This is a genomic window from Pseudomonas putida (assembly GCF_016406145.1).
Lineage (GTDB): Bacteria > Pseudomonadota > Gammaproteobacteria > Pseudomonadales > Pseudomonadaceae > Aquipseudomonas > Aquipseudomonas putida_E.
The window spans coordinates 5,697,300-5,712,506 of record NZ_CP066306.1; the positions used below are offsets into that span (position 1 = coordinate 5,697,300).

16 protein-coding genes are annotated in these 15,207 nt (G+C 59.3%); 11 read left to right on the top strand and 5 right to left on the bottom strand.

The genetic code is table 11. The annotated features are described in order from the left end of the window. Positions 1-53 precede the first annotated feature (53 nt). The gene (locus JET17_RS26240) at positions 54-446 is read left to right on the top strand and encodes a DUF3301 domain-containing protein (RefSeq protein ID WP_012316888.1); all 393 of its coding nucleotides are present in this window, start codon (positions 54-56) and stop codon (positions 444-446) included. Here JET17_RS26240 and JET17_RS26245 read toward each other — a convergent pair whose 3' ends face one another. The 3 genes from JET17_RS26245 to zigA are packed head-to-tail and all read right to left on the bottom strand — an operon-like array spanning position 447 to position 3,289. Continuing rightward, positions 447-1,418 carry a CobW family GTP-binding protein gene (locus JET17_RS26245; protein WP_012316889.1) on the bottom strand — a complete coding sequence of 324 codons (972 nt, stop codon included), beginning with the start codon at positions 1,416-1,418 and terminating at the stop codon, positions 447-449. 39 nt (positions 1,419-1,457) lie between these two features. Continuing rightward, entirely contained in the window at positions 1,458-2,084 is a 627-nt protein-coding gene (locus JET17_RS26250; protein WP_012316890.1) for a DUF1826 domain-containing protein, read from the bottom strand. After that, entirely contained in the window at positions 2,081-3,289 is a 1,209-nt protein-coding gene (gene zigA, locus JET17_RS26255) for a zinc metallochaperone GTPase ZigA (RefSeq protein ID WP_012316891.1), read from the bottom strand. Before zigA ends, JET17_RS26250 begins: the two co-directional genes overlap by 4 nt. Before the next feature lie 111 nt (positions 3,290-3,400). Between zigA and JET17_RS26260 the strand changes: the two genes are divergently transcribed. Both JET17_RS26260 and folE2 read left to right on the top strand, forming a co-directional pair. After that, on the top strand, positions 3,401-3,781 hold the full coding sequence (locus JET17_RS26260) for a hypothetical protein (protein WP_012316892.1): 381 nt from the start codon (positions 3,401-3,403) through the stop codon (positions 3,779-3,781). Between the two features lie 24 nt (positions 3,782-3,805). Next, the gene (gene folE2 / locus JET17_RS26265; protein ID WP_012316893.1) at positions 3,806-4,693 is read left to right on the top strand and encodes a GTP cyclohydrolase FolE2; all 888 of its coding nucleotides are present in this window, start codon (positions 3,806-3,808) and stop codon (positions 4,691-4,693) included. Positions 4,694-4,697: 4 nt separating this feature from the next. Here folE2 and JET17_RS26270 read toward each other — a convergent pair whose 3' ends face one another. Beyond that, on the bottom strand, positions 4,698-5,225 hold the full coding sequence (locus JET17_RS26270) for a DUF3617 domain-containing protein (RefSeq protein WP_012316894.1): 528 nt from the start codon (positions 5,223-5,225) through the stop codon (positions 4,698-4,700). A 130-nt stretch (positions 5,226-5,355) separates the two neighbouring features. Between JET17_RS26270 and cls the strand changes: the two genes are divergently transcribed. Next, the gene (gene cls / locus JET17_RS26275) at positions 5,356-6,795 is read left to right on the top strand and encodes a cardiolipin synthase (protein ID WP_012316895.1); all 1,440 of its coding nucleotides are present in this window, start codon (positions 5,356-5,358) and stop codon (positions 6,793-6,795) included. Positions 6,796-6,830: 35 nt separating this feature from the next. Here cls and cfaB read toward each other — a convergent pair whose 3' ends face one another. Further along, positions 6,831-8,015: a C17 cyclopropane fatty acid synthase CfaB gene (cfaB, locus tag JET17_RS26280; protein ID WP_012316896.1), complete on the bottom strand. Its 1,185-nt coding sequence runs from the start codon at positions 8,013-8,015 to the stop codon at positions 6,831-6,833. 199 nt (positions 8,016-8,214) lie between these two features. Here cfaB and lpdA point away from each other — a divergent pair, with 199 nt between their 5' ends. The 7 genes from lpdA to arsJ all read left to right on the top strand — a co-directional run bounded on the left by lpdA (position 8,215) and on the right by arsJ (position 15,204). Next, complete coding sequence (gene lpdA, locus JET17_RS26285) at positions 8,215-9,615, top strand: dihydrolipoyl dehydrogenase (RefSeq protein WP_012316897.1); 1,401 nt, start codon at positions 8,215-8,217, stop codon at positions 9,613-9,615. Between the two features lie 536 nt (positions 9,616-10,151). Continuing rightward, positions 10,152-10,508 carry a metalloregulator ArsR/SmtB family transcription factor gene (locus JET17_RS26290; protein WP_012316898.1) on the top strand — a complete coding sequence of 119 codons (357 nt, stop codon included), beginning with the start codon at positions 10,152-10,154 and terminating at the stop codon, positions 10,506-10,508. Between the two features lie 19 nt (positions 10,509-10,527). After that, positions 10,528-10,998, top strand: a complete 471-nt coding sequence (locus JET17_RS26295) for an arsenate reductase ArsC (protein WP_012316899.1) — start codon at positions 10,528-10,530, stop codon at positions 10,996-10,998. A gap of 18 nt (positions 10,999-11,016) precedes the next feature. Continuing rightward, positions 11,017-12,078 (top strand): ACR3 family arsenite efflux transporter, encoded by a 1,062-nt coding sequence (gene arsB, locus JET17_RS26300; protein WP_012316900.1) that lies wholly within the window; start codon positions 11,017-11,019, stop codon positions 12,076-12,078. 3 nt (positions 12,079-12,081) lie between these two features. Continuing rightward, positions 12,082-12,798, top strand: a complete 717-nt coding sequence (gene arsH / locus JET17_RS26305) for an arsenical resistance protein ArsH (protein ID WP_012316901.1) — start codon at positions 12,082-12,084, stop codon at positions 12,796-12,798. Positions 12,799-12,957: 159 nt separating this feature from the next. Further along, positions 12,958-13,962: an ArsJ-associated glyceraldehyde-3-phosphate dehydrogenase gene (locus JET17_RS26310; RefSeq protein WP_012316902.1), complete on the top strand. Its 1,005-nt coding sequence runs from the start codon at positions 12,958-12,960 to the stop codon at positions 13,960-13,962. A gap of 9 nt (positions 13,963-13,971) precedes the next feature. Next, the gene (gene arsJ / locus JET17_RS26315; protein ID WP_012316903.1) at positions 13,972-15,204 is read left to right on the top strand and encodes an organoarsenical effux MFS transporter ArsJ; all 1,233 of its coding nucleotides are present in this window, start codon (positions 13,972-13,974) and stop codon (positions 15,202-15,204) included. Positions 15,205-15,207: the final 3 nt, after the last annotated feature.

The following is a 15,207-nucleotide window of genomic DNA, read 5'->3' on the forward strand; positions in this document are numbered from 1 at the left end:
CGACAGACCAGGGACGCAGTTAAGCTGGATCGACCTGTTTGGAGCATACGCAAATGTTGACCCTGGAGAATCTCTTCGTCCTGATGCTGGTGGCCACGGCAGGCGCTTGGTTATGGCACAACCACGGGCTGCGCGAGAAGGCCCTGGAACGGGTCAAACAGCATTGTGCCAAGCTGGATCTGGAGCTGCTCGACGATGCCGTCGCGCTCAAGCGCATCGCATTCCTGCGCGATGCCAATGGCAGAAAGCGCCTGGCCCGTGTGTATGCCTTCGAGTTCACTGTCACCGGCGAACAACGCCACCCGGGCACGGTGACTCAGTTTGGCGCTCATAGCGTGCAGATTGAGCTGGCGCCCTACCCGTTCGAGATCAATACGCCGCCACGGGCCGACAACGTGATCGAGATGAAACAATGGCGCCAGGAACACAATCGCTGGCACAACTGATTACATCACCCGGCAGGCTTCCAGCGCAGCCTGCAGCGCTCGCAGGGTTTGGGGCTGGTCGAAAATCAGCTCAATCCGGGTGTCTTTGCGCCAGTCACTCGGCTGCCAAACCGGCAAGTTGCCGTCAAGGCCGTTGAAAGACTGCCAACCCTGCGGGCTGTGGATAACCCCCTTTGCCCGACGCCATGAGTGAGAGTCAAGTAAGCCACGCAAGGCCTGTGGATCGAATTGCTGACTTGGGTGCCAGCGCCAGCCGACACTCCAGCCACCTTCGCCTTGCTGTGCATGGCAGATTGGCTGTCGAGGATCTATCCACAGGGCGCCTTTAGCCGGCTGGGGATTACCCACAACGGCTTTATCCACAGAACCATCGCCCGCTGAACCTGTGGATGAATGAGGGAGGCTGGAAATTGCTAACAGCCCTTGGTCTGTCCAAACGCCCTGTTTCGCTGTAATTTCCTTGTTTATCAACAACCTACTATTTTCATTCACATCCGCGCTTTTATTGAAAACGACCAGTCCGGCAGCTTCCAGAGCCTGTTGTTGAGCATCGGGCAACGGCTCACCTCGCGCCAGCGCTTGAGCATCCACAACCATCACCATCGGCTGCAGCATCAGAACCCCCGCCCAAGGAGCCTGGTTCAGTTGAGTCAGTAACTGCAAGGGGTGACCAAGACCCGAGGGTTCGATGAACAACCGGTCGGGCCGCGCCTTGCGCAATAGGCGCCCCAGCCCGACCTGGAACGGTGTGCCATTGACGCAGCACAGGCAACCACCCGCCACTTCAGCAATGGCAACACCATCTTCATCACGGCTGAGCAGGGCCGCATCCAGGCCGATCTGGCCAAACTCGTTGACCAGTACGGCCCAACGCTCGCCGGCCGGGCGCTGAGCCATCAGCTGCCGGATGAGGCTGGTTTTACCTGCACCCAAGGGGCCAGCGATCACGTGGGTAGGAATGTTCTGCAGCATGCGCTTACTTCAGGGCGGAGTTCACCCCACTATGCCCCGTCACGCCAACCAGTCAAGGCTGAGTAACAGGCGAGGGTCATGGCCAACGGGCGAGCGATGGATCAGGCCTGCCCCTTCGTTGCCTAACCATTTTTCGCCCTTCAGCAGCGCAACATCACCCGCTTGCAGTCGTTGGATGTTATCCACAGGTGCCGGTGCGAACTGCAATCCGGCTCGTTCAATGGCACCTTCGCGCAGCCATTCGCTGCCGCAGCCCACATAAGTCGTGAGCAGGCGCACAGGCACGTTATCCACATGGAAGCGCGGGCACATGGCGTTGTGCAGCACCCGCACGCGCAGACCGACCCGACGCGCACCCAGCAGGCACGTATAAGCTGAAACCAGCCAGCACACATCTGCGACGAAACCCTCATAGCCCTGCAGATCGGCCGCTTCCCCCAAAAAGCCCGGCAGTAACGGCGGCTCATGCTCATCCACATCGAGCACCCGCTGGTCCGCCAACGGTTGGCCGAGGCTGACCACCAATCCCGCGAAGTCTTCAACCTGGGCAGGCAAACGTCGCTGCCAGACTGCCATGTTCACGCCCTCTTGAAATATGTCGGTGAGTACCCGAGGGGATTCGCCGTGGACTTGGCGGATATCCACATGCTGAGCCGCTGGCGTCATGCAGCCTCCTCGGTGTGCCAGGGCCCGAAGGGATCCGGTAAGCGCAGCCAGCCCGCATGCCCCATTTCCATTTCGTCATCGGTCAACAAGCAGGCATCCAGGTCTGTGGATAACTGGGCGAAGTCGATGTTCTGCCCAATGAACACCAGCTCCTGACGGCAGTCACCACTCTCAGCCACCCAGTGTTTAAGAATTTCTGCAGCGCTCTGTTCGTCCTGCGGCCAGTGCTCCTTTGGCACAAAACGCCACCAGCGGCCGGCCAGTCCATAGCGCATCATGCCGCCAGCCTGCGACCAGCTACCGGCCTCCTGAAACTTGCTGGCCAGCCAGAAGAAGCCTTTGGAGCGCAGTAACCGGCCATTGCTCCATTGCTTGTGGATAAAATCAAAGAAGCGTTGCGGGTGCAGCGGCCTGCGAGCTTGCCAGGTAGTAGCGGCAATGCCGTATTCCTCGGTTTCGGGCACATGCTCCCCGCGAAGTTCCTGAAGCCATCCAGGTGCCTGTGCAGCCTGCTCAAAATCGAAAAGGCCGGTATCGAGGATCTGTGCAAGTGGCACCTGGCCCATCACCATCGGCAAAATCTGCGCTCGGGCATTGAGGCTGCGCAAAATGGCGATGAGCTCCTCGCGCTCATGCTGGCTGATCAGGTCGATCTTGCTCAGCAGCAGCACATCAGCAAACTCCACCTGTTCGATCAGCAGGTCGCTGATGGATCGCTCATCGTCGTCCCCCAAGGTTTCGCCACGGCTCGCCAAGCTGTCCGCCGCCTGATAATCGCGCAGGAAGTTAAGGCCATCGACCACCGTCACCATGGTGTCCAGCCGTGCCATGTCGCTTAGGCTACGACCCTGCTCATCGCGGAAAGTGAACGTCTCAGCTACAGGCAACGGCTCGGAGATCCCGGTCGACTCGATCAGCAGATAATCGAACCGGCCTTCCTCAGCCAGCCGTGCGACTTCCTCCAGGAGGTCCTCACGCAGGGTGCAGCAGATGCAGCCGTTGCTCATCTCAACCAGCTTTTCTTCAGCCCGATTCAGGCTGACATTACGCTGGACCTCACTGGCATCAATGTTGATTTCGCTCATGTCATTGACGATGACTGCGACACGCAGGTTGTCGCGATTACGCAGGACGTGGTTGAGCAAGGTGCTTTTACCGGCACCCAGGAAGCCGGAAAGCACAGTAACGGGAAGACGATTGGGCATGGCGAAACCTCTACAGGCGGACGCATTCGAAACGATGCATTGCACAATGTTATAAAGTAACAATACAATTTCGCCAAGCCGTACTCGTCGGATGAGTACCCGGAGATGGAAATGAACCTGTCACCTGCCACCCTGTTGCTGCTGCTCGCTGCGCCTACATCCTTGCTTGCGATGCCTCAGCAAAACACGCTGGCGGTATGCACACGCAGCGCGACGCTGTTGGCCTGCAAGGACGCCAATGGCAGTTACTACAGCGTGCGTACGGAGGGCAGCCACTTCTACCTGCGCGGCTTCGACAGTGCGTCGCGCCGCTTATGGGCGCAAACCAACAGCCGCTATGGAGCGCTGACATTCTTCACCGGCCTGGCCAGCGATGGTGAAGCCTGGGTTGGCTACAGCCGCCGAGTTGGCTGGACCTCTCTTAACCGCGTTTCCAGCTCCAACGGCCAACGGTTCAATCTGCATTGCAGCATGGTCGGTGGCTGCCGCTGACATTTCTTTTATCTGGTATTGCCAATGACTAGCCTGACGCTCCCCGATATCGCCGCACAGAAACATCAGCATGCTACGCCACTGGCCTGGGTGGGCATGTGCGGGATCGCCCTGCCCGTGCACTTCGACGGGCGTAGCGTGGCTGCTATGGCCGATGCAGGTGTAAGCCTGGAGGATGGCTCCTCGCGCGGTATCCATATGTCCCGGCTGTACCTGTCACTGGAACGTCTCGAACGTCAATCACTGACTCCATTGGCAATCCGCCAAATACTCGCAGATTTTCTGGCTAGCCATGAGGGCCTATCCCATGCAGCCTACCTGCGTTTGACCTTCGATCATTTGTTGAAAAGGCCGGCCTTGGTCAGCCCATTGGCAGGATGGAAAAGCTATTCGATCACCGTGGATGCCAAGATTGAAAATGGAATGTTCCACGTGGAACTATCGGTTCGCGTGCCTTATTCGTCGACCTGCCCATGCTCTGCGGCACTTGCACGGCAATTGATTCAGCAACAATTCCAGGCAGACTTTTCCGGGCAGGCAATAAACCGAGAGGCGGTCCTGGAGTGGTTGGGCAGTAGCCACGGCATTGTTGCTACTCCCCACAGCCAACGGAGCCTGGCTGAGGTTAACGTACGCTTGGGCGACAGGCTGGAGGTACTGCCGGTCACGGAGCTGATAGACCGGATTGAGGCAAGCTTGGGCACCGCCGTTCAAACAGCCGTGAAACGCGCAGACGAACAAGCGTTCGCCTTGGCCAACGGACAGAACCTGATGTTTTGCGAAGATGCCGCCCGCCGATTGCATCAGGCGCTGCAGCAGATGGATTGGGCCAAGGCATTCAAGCTGCGCGTGGAACATGCAGAAAGCCTGCATGCCCACGACGCAGTAGCGGCCAGCCAATGGCAATGGTGAGTATTCAGGTACGCGGTTTTACTGTTCCACAGTCATTTCCCAGCCATACGGCACGGGTATTCATACTGCCCCGTTGCTGCACGCCCGAAGCATTGAAGGTCCCGTTGACCTGGGTAGTGAACTCCTTATCGCTGAGGAAGGTAGCCTGGCCGGTACCCTGAGCTTTCGGGCAACTGAACTGAAACTTCCAGACATTGCCGGTCCGGTCGGTAATCTTTTGCGTGCAGCCTGACTGAGGGTCCTGCAAGGGAATATCGTTTGTTTTCACCTGCTCCGGCGTCAGGCATGAACGCACGCCATTACCTGCTACTGCGATGCCTTGCTTGGCCAGCGCCCCTTCCATCATGGCCCTCTGCTCGGGCGGCAGGTTCTTCAGTTGGCCAAGCATGAACTGCATGTCCGGCAACGGCTTACCGTCGACCTGCATGTTGCTGGTGGTGAGTTCCCACAGCCCAGGCTGCAACATCTGCGCATGCACCAGTGGGCTGGCCAGGCCAAAAGCCAGGGCCAGCAGTGGCAGACGAATCTTCATGGACGAACGCTCCTCAAAATAACCGACTCAATGGCCGGGCACAGGCTTAGACGGCAAAACCGCTTTCAGGTTGCAAGGAGGCCCTGGAAGTGTTCTGTTATCTGCTGTGTATTTGCCAAGCAGGATGCGTATGGATTACCACAGCCCCTACTTCTTCGGCTATGTGCTCGGGCTCGTTCACTTGCTTGGCATCATCGCCGCGCTGCATGCGGTGTTTACCGTGCGTACTGCCCAAGGGGCCATTGCCTGGGCCATGTCGCTGTTCTTCATTCCCTACTTCACCCTCATCCCCTACCTGGTATTCGGTGCCCGCTCCTTCAATGCCTACATAAAGGCTCGGCGCCAGGCCAACCAGGAAATGCACGTGGCCATGGCCAACCTCAACTGGCGGCCATGGGTGGAGGAAGCCCTCACCGCTCGGGAGTCGCAGAGCTACGCCGCCTTGCGTGCCATGCCGAAACTTGGGCGAATGCCATGCCTGGCCAATAACCAAGTAAAGCTGTTGATCGATGGCAGGGCCACCTTCGACGCCATCTTCGCTGCTATCGAACAAGCGCGAGAAGTGGTGCTGGTACAGTTCTTCATCATCCACAACGACACCATTGGCAAAGCACTGCAGCAACTGTTGCTGCGCAAAGCGGCCGATGGCGTGAAGGTGTTCGTGCTGTATGACAGGGTTGGCAGCCATGCCTTGCCCGCCAGCTATAGCCAGAGCCTCAGAGACGCAGGTGTACAGATCCATGCCTTCGCCACCCGCCGCGGCTGGTTCAATCGCTTCCAGGTGAACTTCCGTAACCACCGCAAGATTGTCGTGGTCGATGGGGTCACCGGTTTCATTGGCGGGCACAACGTCGGTGATGAATACCTTGGCGGCAACCCCCACCTCTCGCCCTGGCGTGATACCCACGTGCAGATCGGCGGCCCGGTGCTGGCCTGCCTGCAGGAGTCTTTCGCCGAAGACTGGTACTGGGCGACGCGTCAGCTACCTCCACTGATCCTGCCAGACGCCTATCCGGACAATGGTGTGCTGTGCCAGGCCTTGGCCAGCGGGCCGGCAGATCCCCAGGAAACCTGCTCACTGTTTTTCATCGAAGCCATCCACTCCGCGACTCGCCGCGTATGGATCACCAGCCCCTACTTCATTCCCGACGAGGCCGTGTTCGCCGCGCTGCGCCTGGCTGTACTGCGCGGCGTGGATGTGCGCATCCTGATTCCGGCTCGCCCCGACCATCGGATCGTTTACGCAGCCTCCAGCCTGTTCGCCTTCGAGGCCGTACGGGCGGGGGTACGTATGTTCCGCTATCAGCCAGGTTTCCTTCATCAGAAGGTGGTGTTGGTGGACGACGAGGTCAGTGCTATCGGTAGTGCCAACCTGGACAACCGCTCATTCCGTCTCAATTTCGAAATCACCCTGCTGACCGTGGATCGGGATTTCGCGGATCAGGTCGAAACGATGTTGACCACTGATTTCGAGCAGGCCAGGGAAATTACGCCTGAGGACAGCAGTAAAACCCACCGCATTCAACAGCTGGGGATGCGTATCGCGCGGTTGATTTCGCCGATACTCTGATATGTGACCGGGGCAGCTAAAGCGCCCCGGGGGAATCAGCGATACAGGTCATCACGCGTCCAGGGCAGGTCATGATGCCCATCGGCGTAGGGTTTGACGGCAAGGATCTGATGCAGGTTGATCCAGCCCTTCTGGAATGCGTAGGCGCAGCCGGCCAGGTACAGACGCCAGATGCGCAGGGTTTTTTCCGGCACCAGCGCCGCAGCCCTGTGCAGCTGGTTCTCCAGGTTATCGCTCCAATGGTGCAAGGTCTTGGCGTAATGCATGCGCAAGCTCTCGACATCGACGACCTCCAGCCCCGCGGCACACAGGCTTGCGCTGATCATCGACAAGTGCGGCAGCTCACCGTTGGGGAATACGTAGTGGTCAATGAACTCACCAGCCCCTCGCCCCACCGGACGACCATCGACATGCTTGGCGGTGATGCCATGGTTCATCACCAAGCCACCCTCTCGCACAGCGCCGAACAACTTCTGGCTGTACAGCGCCAGATTGGCATGCCCGACATGCTCGAACATGCCAACGCTGACCACCTTGTCGAAGCGGCCATCCTGGGGAAGGTCGCGATAGTCGAGGATCTGCAGGTCGACCCTGTCGGCCAGGCCTTCTGCCTTCACCCGCTGCCGCGCCAGCTTGAGCTGCTCCTTGCTCAAGGTTATGCCGAACACCTTCGCACCGTACTCGCGTGCGGCAAAGCGTGACAGCCCACCCCAACCGCAGCCGACGTCCAGCAGGTAGTCATCGGCTTGCAGCCGCAGCTTACGGCACAGGTGGTCAAACTTGTCCTGCTGGGCCTGATCAAGGGTATTGTCCTGCTCACGGAAGTAGGCGCAGGAATACGCCATGTCCTGATCGAGCCAGAGTTGATAGAACGCGTTGGAGACGTCGTAGTGGTAGGAGATGGACTTGGCGTCTGTGCGCTTGTCGTGAGCCACACGCTGTGGCGGTGCCTCATCTTCCTCCGTCAGCAAGGCTTCGCTCAGCTCATCACACACCCGAATGGCTTCACCGATATCGCCCTCCAGCTCCAGCTTGCCTTCCACGAACGCGGCGCCCAACTGGTGCATGCTTGGATGGGTCAGCTGAGCGATCAGCTGAGGCTCCTTGACGAGGATGGTGACCTGCGGACTGGGCCCCAGATCGAACTGGTTACCGTCCCACAGTTTCAGACGAAGCGGCAAGTGCAGGCTCTGCAGCGCCGGCGGAAGTTGCGCAAGCATGAACGACCCTCCTTCTGGGCTCGATACATGAAATTTCGAACACCACCGAATCAGGGTAGTTCATTCGTGCGAAGTTTCCGCTGAATGAACCAAGGTCTAGAACTAACTGATCTTATGAATACTGCAGATTGTATACAATTTAGCGCTCTCAGCTTAACCTTGTGTCCATCTCGCGCTTCTTCATCTGGAGTAGAAACCCATGAAATCCTATGACGTGGTGATCATCGGCGGTGGCCCTGGCGGCTACAACGCGGCGATTCGTGCTGGGCAACTGGGTCTGAGTGTCGCCTGTGTGGAAGGCCGCTCGACCCTTGGCGGTACCTGCCTGAATGTCGGCTGCATGCCGTCCAAGGCATTGCTGCATGCCTCGGAATTGTATGAGGCAGCCAGCGGTGACGAGTTTGCTCACCTCGGCATCGAAGTGAAGCCAACCCTGAATCTCGCTCAGATGATGAAACAGAAGGACGAGAGCGTGACTGGCCTGACCAAGGGCATCGAGTACCTGTTTCGCAAGAACAAGGTCGACTGGATCAAAGGCTGGGGCCGCCTGGATGGCGTAGGCAAGGTCATCGTCAAAGCCGAGGACGGCAGCGAGATCTCGCTGCAGGCCAAGGACATTGTCATCGCTACCGGCTCCGAGCCCACTCCCCTTCCAGGCGTGACTATTGATAACCAGCGCATCATCGATTCCACAGGCGCTTTGGCCCTTCCCGAGGTGCCCAAGCACCTGATCGTGATCGGCGCCGGCGTCATCGGCCTGGAGCTGGGTTCGGTGTGGCGTCGCCTGGGCAGCCAGGTCACCGTCATTGAATACCTCGACCGCATCTGCCCCGGCACAGATGAGGAAACCGCAAAGACCCTGCAAAAGGCCCTGGCCAAGCAAGGCATGGCCTTCAAGCTCGGCAGCAAGGTGACTCAGGCAACGGCCTCGCCCGACGGCGTCAGCCTGACGCTGGAGCCGGCCGCCGGCGGCGCTGCAGAAACACTGCAAGCCGACTACGTACTGGTTGCCATCGGCCGTCGTCCTTATACCCAAGGCCTGAATCTGGAAAGTGTCGGGCTGCAGACCGATAAACGCGGCATGCTCACCAACGAGCATCATCGCACCTCGGTACCGGGTGTCTGGGTCATTGGCGACGTCACCTCCGGCCCAATGCTGGCGCACAAGGCCGAAGATGAAGCGGTCGCCTGCATCGAGCGCATCGCCGGAAAACCCCACGAAGTCAATTACAACCTGATCCCCGGCGTGATCTACACCCGCCCCGAGTTGGCCAGCGTCGGCAAGACCGAAGAGCAACTCAAGGCAGAGGGCCGCGCCTACAAAGTGGGCAAGTTCCCCTTCACCGCCAACAGCCGCGCGAAGATCAACCATGAGACCGAAGGCTTCGCCAAGGTCCTCGCTGATGCCAACACCGATGAGGTACTGGGCGTGCATCTGGTCGGCCCAAGCGTCAGCGAGATGATTGGCGAGTTCTGCGTGGCGATGGAATTCTCGGCCTCGGCTGAAGACATCGCCCTCACCTGCCACCCGCACCCCACCCGCTCCGAGGCCTTGCGCCAGGCGGCGATGAATGTGGATGGGATGGCGATGCAGATCTGAGGTTCGAAACCCTGGAACGACGACCCTCCGATGGGGGGTTTACAGTGAGCTCACATAACTGAAGCTGTTGCGGCAGGCCCCAAATCATGGGGCCTGTGGTCCGGTCCAGTCTTCAAAATATTTCTCCCGGCGCCCAGCCGAGCGGTATCAGCCAGGCTCGGATCAAACCGATGCTGACCTGCGCAAGCTTCCTCAATCGTTTTTCACGCGGGGTGCCACCATCGATGTCTGCTCATCCAAGATGAGTACACCCATCATCGAAGGGTTGCGATACATTCGAAAAAGCGTATATTCGAAAAATCATATACGCAGGGTGCCAAGTGATGACTGGCAAAATCAGCGTTCTGCTTGTTTGTACTGCAAACGCTGCTCACTCTCAGCTCGCCAACCTTTGCGCAGGCACACGGACCCTGTGCATTTCGACGCCTTCAGCGCAGTGACCGGTGACAAACACAATGCCTTCCGACACACCCTTCACGAGATCCATGAGCGCATCAAGATGTTCGTCCTTGTGAAAACCAAACACTGAGTAACCCATGACTGACTCGCTGACCCCTACCAAGGTCTTCAAATGCCTCGCCGACGAAAACCGCATTCGGATGATGCTGCTGATCGCACGCGAGGAAGAACTCTGCGTCTGTGAGCTGACCTGCGCGCTGGAAGAAAGCCAGCCCAAGGTTTCCCGCCACCTGGCGCAGCTGCGCACCTGTGACCTGCTGGAAGACCGCCGTCAGGGCCAGTGGGTTTATTACCGGCTGCATCCATCGCTTCCCGCCTGGGTACGTGAGGTCCTGGCGACGACGCTGGAAGCCAACCGCGAATGGCTGAGTACCAGCACCAAACGTCTGGACTCCATGGGTGACCGTCCACAACGCGTCGCCTCGTGCTGCTGATCCTTGCCGAGAAAAACCGATGAAAGTTCTGTTCCTCTGCACCGCCAATAGCTGCCGCAGCATCCTCTGCGAGGCCGTTTTCAATCACCTGGCCCCGGCCGGCATGAAGGCCTACAGCGCCGGCAGCCAGCCAAAGGGTGAGGTGCACCCGCAGTCCATCACCGCGCTGCAGCGTGCCGGTATCTCCACCAAGGACCTCAGCAGCAAGTCCAGTGACGCGCATGCCGAGCTGGCACCGGACTTTGTCATCACCGTCTGCGACAAGGCCGCTGGCGAAGCCTGCCCCGTTTTCTTCGGACCAGCAGTGAAAGCCCACTGGGGGCTCTCCGACCCTTCGGACCTGCAGGGCAACACCGCCGAGTTGGACGCTGCGTTCGACGTCACGCTTGAGCAGATCAAACGACGCTTCAAGGCATTCCTCGCGCTGCCTTTCGAACAACTGGATGCGGCCCAGCTCAAGGTCGAGCTGGCCCGCATCGGAACGCTCTGACATTCAGGGAGATCCACCATGAGCAAAAGCCGACTTTCATTCCTCGACCGCTATCTGACGGTCTGGATCTTTCTGGCCATGGGCCTGGGCATTGGTCTGGGCAGCCTGTTCCAGGGATTGCCAGCGTGGCTGAACAGCCTGTCGGTAGGCTCGACAAACATCCCCATCGCCATTGGCCTCATCGTCATGATGTACCCCCCTCTGGCAAAGGTGAAATACGAGGAGTTGCCGCAGGTCTTCAAGGACAAACGCATCCTCACGTTGTCGCTGATCCAGAACTGGGTGATCGGCCCGGTCCTGATGTTCGGACTGGCCGTCGTCTTCCTTTCCGACAAGCCCGAGTACATGACTGGCCTGATCCTCATCGGCTTGGCACGCTGCATCGCCATGGTCCTGGTGTGGAACCAGATCGCTGGTGGCAACAACCAGTACGTGGCCGGTCTGGTCGCCTTCAACAGCATTTTCCAGATCCTGTTCTTCAGCGTGTACGCCTGGATCTTCCTGGGCCTGCTGCCGCCGCTGTTTGGCCTTGAGGGAAGCGTCATCGAGACCAGCTTCCTCGAAATCGCCCAATCGGTACTGATCTACCTGGGCATCCCGTTCCTGGCCGGTTTCCTGACCCGCAAGATCCTGATCAGCAGCAAGGGCGAGACCTGGTACCAGGAGCGCTTCATTCCGAAGATCAGCCCGCTGACCCTCTTGGCACTGCTGCTGACCATCATCGCCATGTTCAGCCTGAAAGGCGACATGGTGATGCAACTGCCGCTGGATGTGCTGCGCATCGCTATCCCGCTGACCATCTACTTCGTGGTGATGTTCTTCATCAGCTTCTGGATGGGCAAGCTGCTGGAGGCCGACTACCCGCGTACCACTGCGCTGGCATTCACCGCAGCGAGCAACAACTTTGAACTGGCCATTGCCGTGGCCATCGCCACCTTCGGTCTCGCCTCGCCGGTGGCGTTTGCCACCGTCATCGGGCCTTTGGTGGAAGTGCCGGTACTGATCTCACTGGTAGGCGTGGCCTTGTGGCTCAAGCGCCGATGCTTCGATCAGCCATCTGGTGACTTGTCTCAGGAGTAAATCATGACCGAACACCACATCCCCAACATCGACAACGACCTGGTCGACCTGCCGACCGCAGACAAACTGGCAGTCGAGCAAAAGTCCACCCATAAGCCTCGCATCCTGTTGCTCTACGGATCGACCCGTGAACGTTCCTTCAGCCGTCTGCTGACAGAAGAAGCAGCCCGCCTGCTGGAACACTTCGGTGCCGAAACGCGAATCTTCAATCCGTCCGGTCTGCCATTGGCGGACGACGCCCCCGATGACCACCCCATGGTCAAGCAGCTGCGCGATCTGGTGCTGTGGTCCGAAGGCATGGTCTGGTGCTCGCCAGAACGCCACGGTGCAATGACCGGCGTGTTCAAGTCGCAGGTCGACTGGATTCCACTGAGCATGGGCGCCGTGCGCCCGACCCAAGGCAAAACCCTAGCGGTGATGCAGGTCTGCGGCGGCTCGCAGTCGTTCAACGTGGTCAACCAGTTGCGTGTCCTCGGCCGCTGGATGCGCATGTTCACCATCCCTAACCAGTCGTCCGTGCCGAAGGCCTATCTGGAATTCGATGAGGCGGGCCGCATGAAGCCCTCTTCGTACTACGACCGTGTCGTCGACGTGATGGAGGAGCTGGTGAAGTTCACCCTGCTGCTTCGTGACCGCTCCGACTACCTGGTCGATCGCTACTCCGAGCGCAAGGAGTCCGCAGAAGAACTATCCAAGCGTGTCAACCAACGATCCATTTGAGGCTTTCTGAGCAGGCAACTGCACCCGTCTTCCGTGCTGGCAACGCTGCAGAAAGCTGTTGCGCCCACGTGCGATCCAGAACGCTGCGCACGATGGGTACATCAACCAGTTCAGCGTCACCCTCTGACCATTCGTTAATCGCGATCCGAGAACAAGAACATGGCTATCAAAGTAGGTATCAATGGGTTTGGCCGTATTGGTCGCCTGGCGCTTCGCGCGTCCTGGGACTGGCCGGAATTCGAGTTTGTGCAGATCAATGACCCGGCCGGTGACGCCGAGACCCATGCCCATCTGATCAACTTCGATTCGATCCACGGACGCTGGCACCGTGAAGCCCGCGCAGAGGGCGACGCGGTAGTGATCGAAGGCAAGCGCATCAAGGTCACCGCGAACAAGACCATCGCGGACACTGACTGGTCGGGCTGCGACCTGGTCATCGAGGCCAGCGGCAAGATGAAGTCGGTAGCCGTGCTCCAGGCCTACCTGGATCAGGGCGTCAAACGTGTGGTGGTCTGCGCTCCAGTGAAGGAGAAAGGCGCACTGAACGTGGTGATGGGCGTCAACCAGCACCTGTTCGACCCGGCGCAGCACCGTATCGTCACCGCCGCCTCCTGCACCACTAACTGCCTGGCCCCGGTGGTCAAGGTGATTCACGAGAACCTGGGCATCCGCCACGGCTCGATCACCACCATTCACGACCTCACCAATACCCAGAGCATCCTCGATACACCGCACAAGGACCTGCGCCGTGCCCGTGCCTCAGGCATGAGCCTGATCCCGACCACCACGGGCTCGGCCACCGCAATCGCCGAGATCTTCCCCGAGCTGCGCGGCAAGCTGAATGGTCACGCCGTGCGTGTACCGCTGGCCAACGCCTCGCTGACCGACTGCGTGTTCGAAGTGGAACGACAGACCACGGCTGAAGAGGTCAACGCGCTGCTGAAGGCCGCGGCCGAAGGTCCGTTGAAAGACATCCTGGGCTACGAAGAGCGCCCCTTGGTGTCCATCGACTACCGCACCGATCCACGCTCCTCGATCATCGATGCGCTGTCCACCCTGGTGGTCAATGGTTCCCAGGTGAAGATCTACGCCTGGTACGACAACGAGTGGGGCTACGCCAACCGTGCAGCTGAGCTGGCACGCTTGGTCGGCGCAGCGGAGTAAACCGCGATCATGAAGGCGTTGTCAGCCCTGTCTGCACAAGTGCGTCAGTACCTGCTGGTTACCGGCAATTACTGGGCCTTCACCCTCACCGACGGTGCATTGCGCATGTTGGTGGTACTGCACTTCCATTCGCTGGGCTACACGCCGCTGCAGATCGCGGCGCTGTTCCTGTTCTACGAAGTGTTCGGCGTGATCACCAACCTCGTGGGCGGCTACCTCGGCGCCCGCCTAGGGCTCAACCGCACCATGAACATCGGCCTTGGCATGCAGGTTGTGGCCCTGCTGATGCTCACGGTACCGGCAGCCGGGCTGACGGTGCCCTGGGTGATGGCCGCCCAAGCGCTCTCCGGCATTGCCAAGGACCTGAACAAGATGAGCGCCAAGAGCTCCATCAAACTCTTGGTGCCGGACAGCCAGCAAGGCACCCTCTACAAGTGGGTAGCCATCCTGACGGGCTCGAAAAACGCGCTCAAAGGCGTGGGCTTCTTCCTTGGGGGAGCACTGCTTGCGCTGCTCGGCTTCACCCTGGCAGTGCTGGCCATGGCTGCAGTACTGGCTCTGATCTGGATCGGCAGTTTGATGCTGCTGAAAAAGGACTTGGGCAAAGCCAAGGCCAAACCAAAGTTCCGCGACATGCTGTCCAAGAGCCGGGCCATCAACATCCTCTCGGCCGCACGGCTGTTTTTGTTCGGTGCCCGGGACGTCTGGTTCGTCGTGGCGTTGCCGGTGTACCTGAGCACGGCGTTTGGCTGGGACTTCTGGCTGGTCGGTGGTTTCTTGGCCGCGTGGGTGATCGGCTATGGCATCGTCCAGTCGCTTGCTCCTCACATCACCGGCAAGAAGCGCGGTCATGTGCCCGATGGCAGAGCGGCCTTCATCTGGGCAATCGCCCTGGCCGGGCTCCCTGCGCTCATAGCCGTGGGCCTGTCGGCAGGCTGGTCGGCACAAATAGTGCTGCTTGGAGGGTTGATGCTGTTCGGCGTGCTGTTCGCGGTTAACTCATCGCTGCACAGCTACCTGATCGTCAGCTATGCCAAGGAAGACGGCGTATCCCTGGATGTAGGCTTCTACTACATGTCCAACGCCCTCGGTCGCTTGATGGGCACGTTGCTGTCAGGTTGGGTGTTCCAAGCTTATGGGTTAGAGGCTTGTTTGTGGGTCTCCAGCATCTTCGTATTGACTGCCGCACTCATCTCGATCGCACTGCCTAGGCATAGTGAAATTGCACACCAGGCAAACTGATCA

Excerpts from the sequence above, each read along its gene's own strand:
- JET17_RS26240 (WP_012316888.1), top strand. The coding sequence starts at position 54 with ATGTTGACCCTGGAGAATCTCTTCGTCCTGATGCTGGTGGCCACGGCA.
- JET17_RS26245 (WP_012316889.1), bottom strand. The coding sequence starts at position 1,418 with ATGCTGCAGAACATTCCTACCCACGTGATCGCTGGCCCCTTGGGTGCA.
- JET17_RS26250 (WP_012316890.1), bottom strand. The coding sequence starts at position 2,084 with ATGACGCCAGCGGCTCAGCATGTGGATATCCGCCAAGTCCACGGCGAA.
- zigA (WP_012316891.1), bottom strand. The coding sequence starts at position 3,289 with ATGCCCAATCGTCTTCCCGTTACTGTGCTTTCCGGCTTCCTGGGTGCC.
- JET17_RS26260 (WP_012316892.1), top strand. The coding sequence starts at position 3,401 with ATGAACCTGTCACCTGCCACCCTGTTGCTGCTGCTCGCTGCGCCTACA.
- folE2 (WP_012316893.1), top strand. The coding sequence starts at position 3,806 with ATGACTAGCCTGACGCTCCCCGATATCGCCGCACAGAAACATCAGCAT.
- JET17_RS26270 (WP_012316894.1), bottom strand. The coding sequence starts at position 5,225 with ATGAAGATTCGTCTGCCACTGCTGGCCCTGGCTTTTGGCCTGGCCAGC.
- cls (WP_012316895.1), top strand. The coding sequence starts at position 5,356 with ATGGATTACCACAGCCCCTACTTCTTCGGCTATGTGCTCGGGCTCGTT.
- cfaB (WP_012316896.1), bottom strand. The coding sequence starts at position 8,015 with ATGCTTGCGCAACTTCCGCCGGCGCTGCAGAGCCTGCACTTGCCGCTT.
- lpdA (WP_012316897.1), top strand. The coding sequence starts at position 8,215 with ATGAAATCCTATGACGTGGTGATCATCGGCGGTGGCCCTGGCGGCTAC.
- JET17_RS26290 (WP_012316898.1), top strand. The coding sequence starts at position 10,152 with ATGACTGACTCGCTGACCCCTACCAAGGTCTTCAAATGCCTCGCCGAC.
- JET17_RS26295 (WP_012316899.1), top strand. The coding sequence starts at position 10,528 with ATGAAAGTTCTGTTCCTCTGCACCGCCAATAGCTGCCGCAGCATCCTC.
- arsB (WP_012316900.1), top strand. The coding sequence starts at position 11,017 with ATGAGCAAAAGCCGACTTTCATTCCTCGACCGCTATCTGACGGTCTGG.
- arsH (WP_012316901.1), top strand. The coding sequence starts at position 12,082 with ATGACCGAACACCACATCCCCAACATCGACAACGACCTGGTCGACCTG.
- JET17_RS26310 (WP_012316902.1), top strand. The coding sequence starts at position 12,958 with ATGGCTATCAAAGTAGGTATCAATGGGTTTGGCCGTATTGGTCGCCTG.
- arsJ (WP_012316903.1), top strand. The coding sequence starts at position 13,972 with ATGAAGGCGTTGTCAGCCCTGTCTGCACAAGTGCGTCAGTACCTGCTG.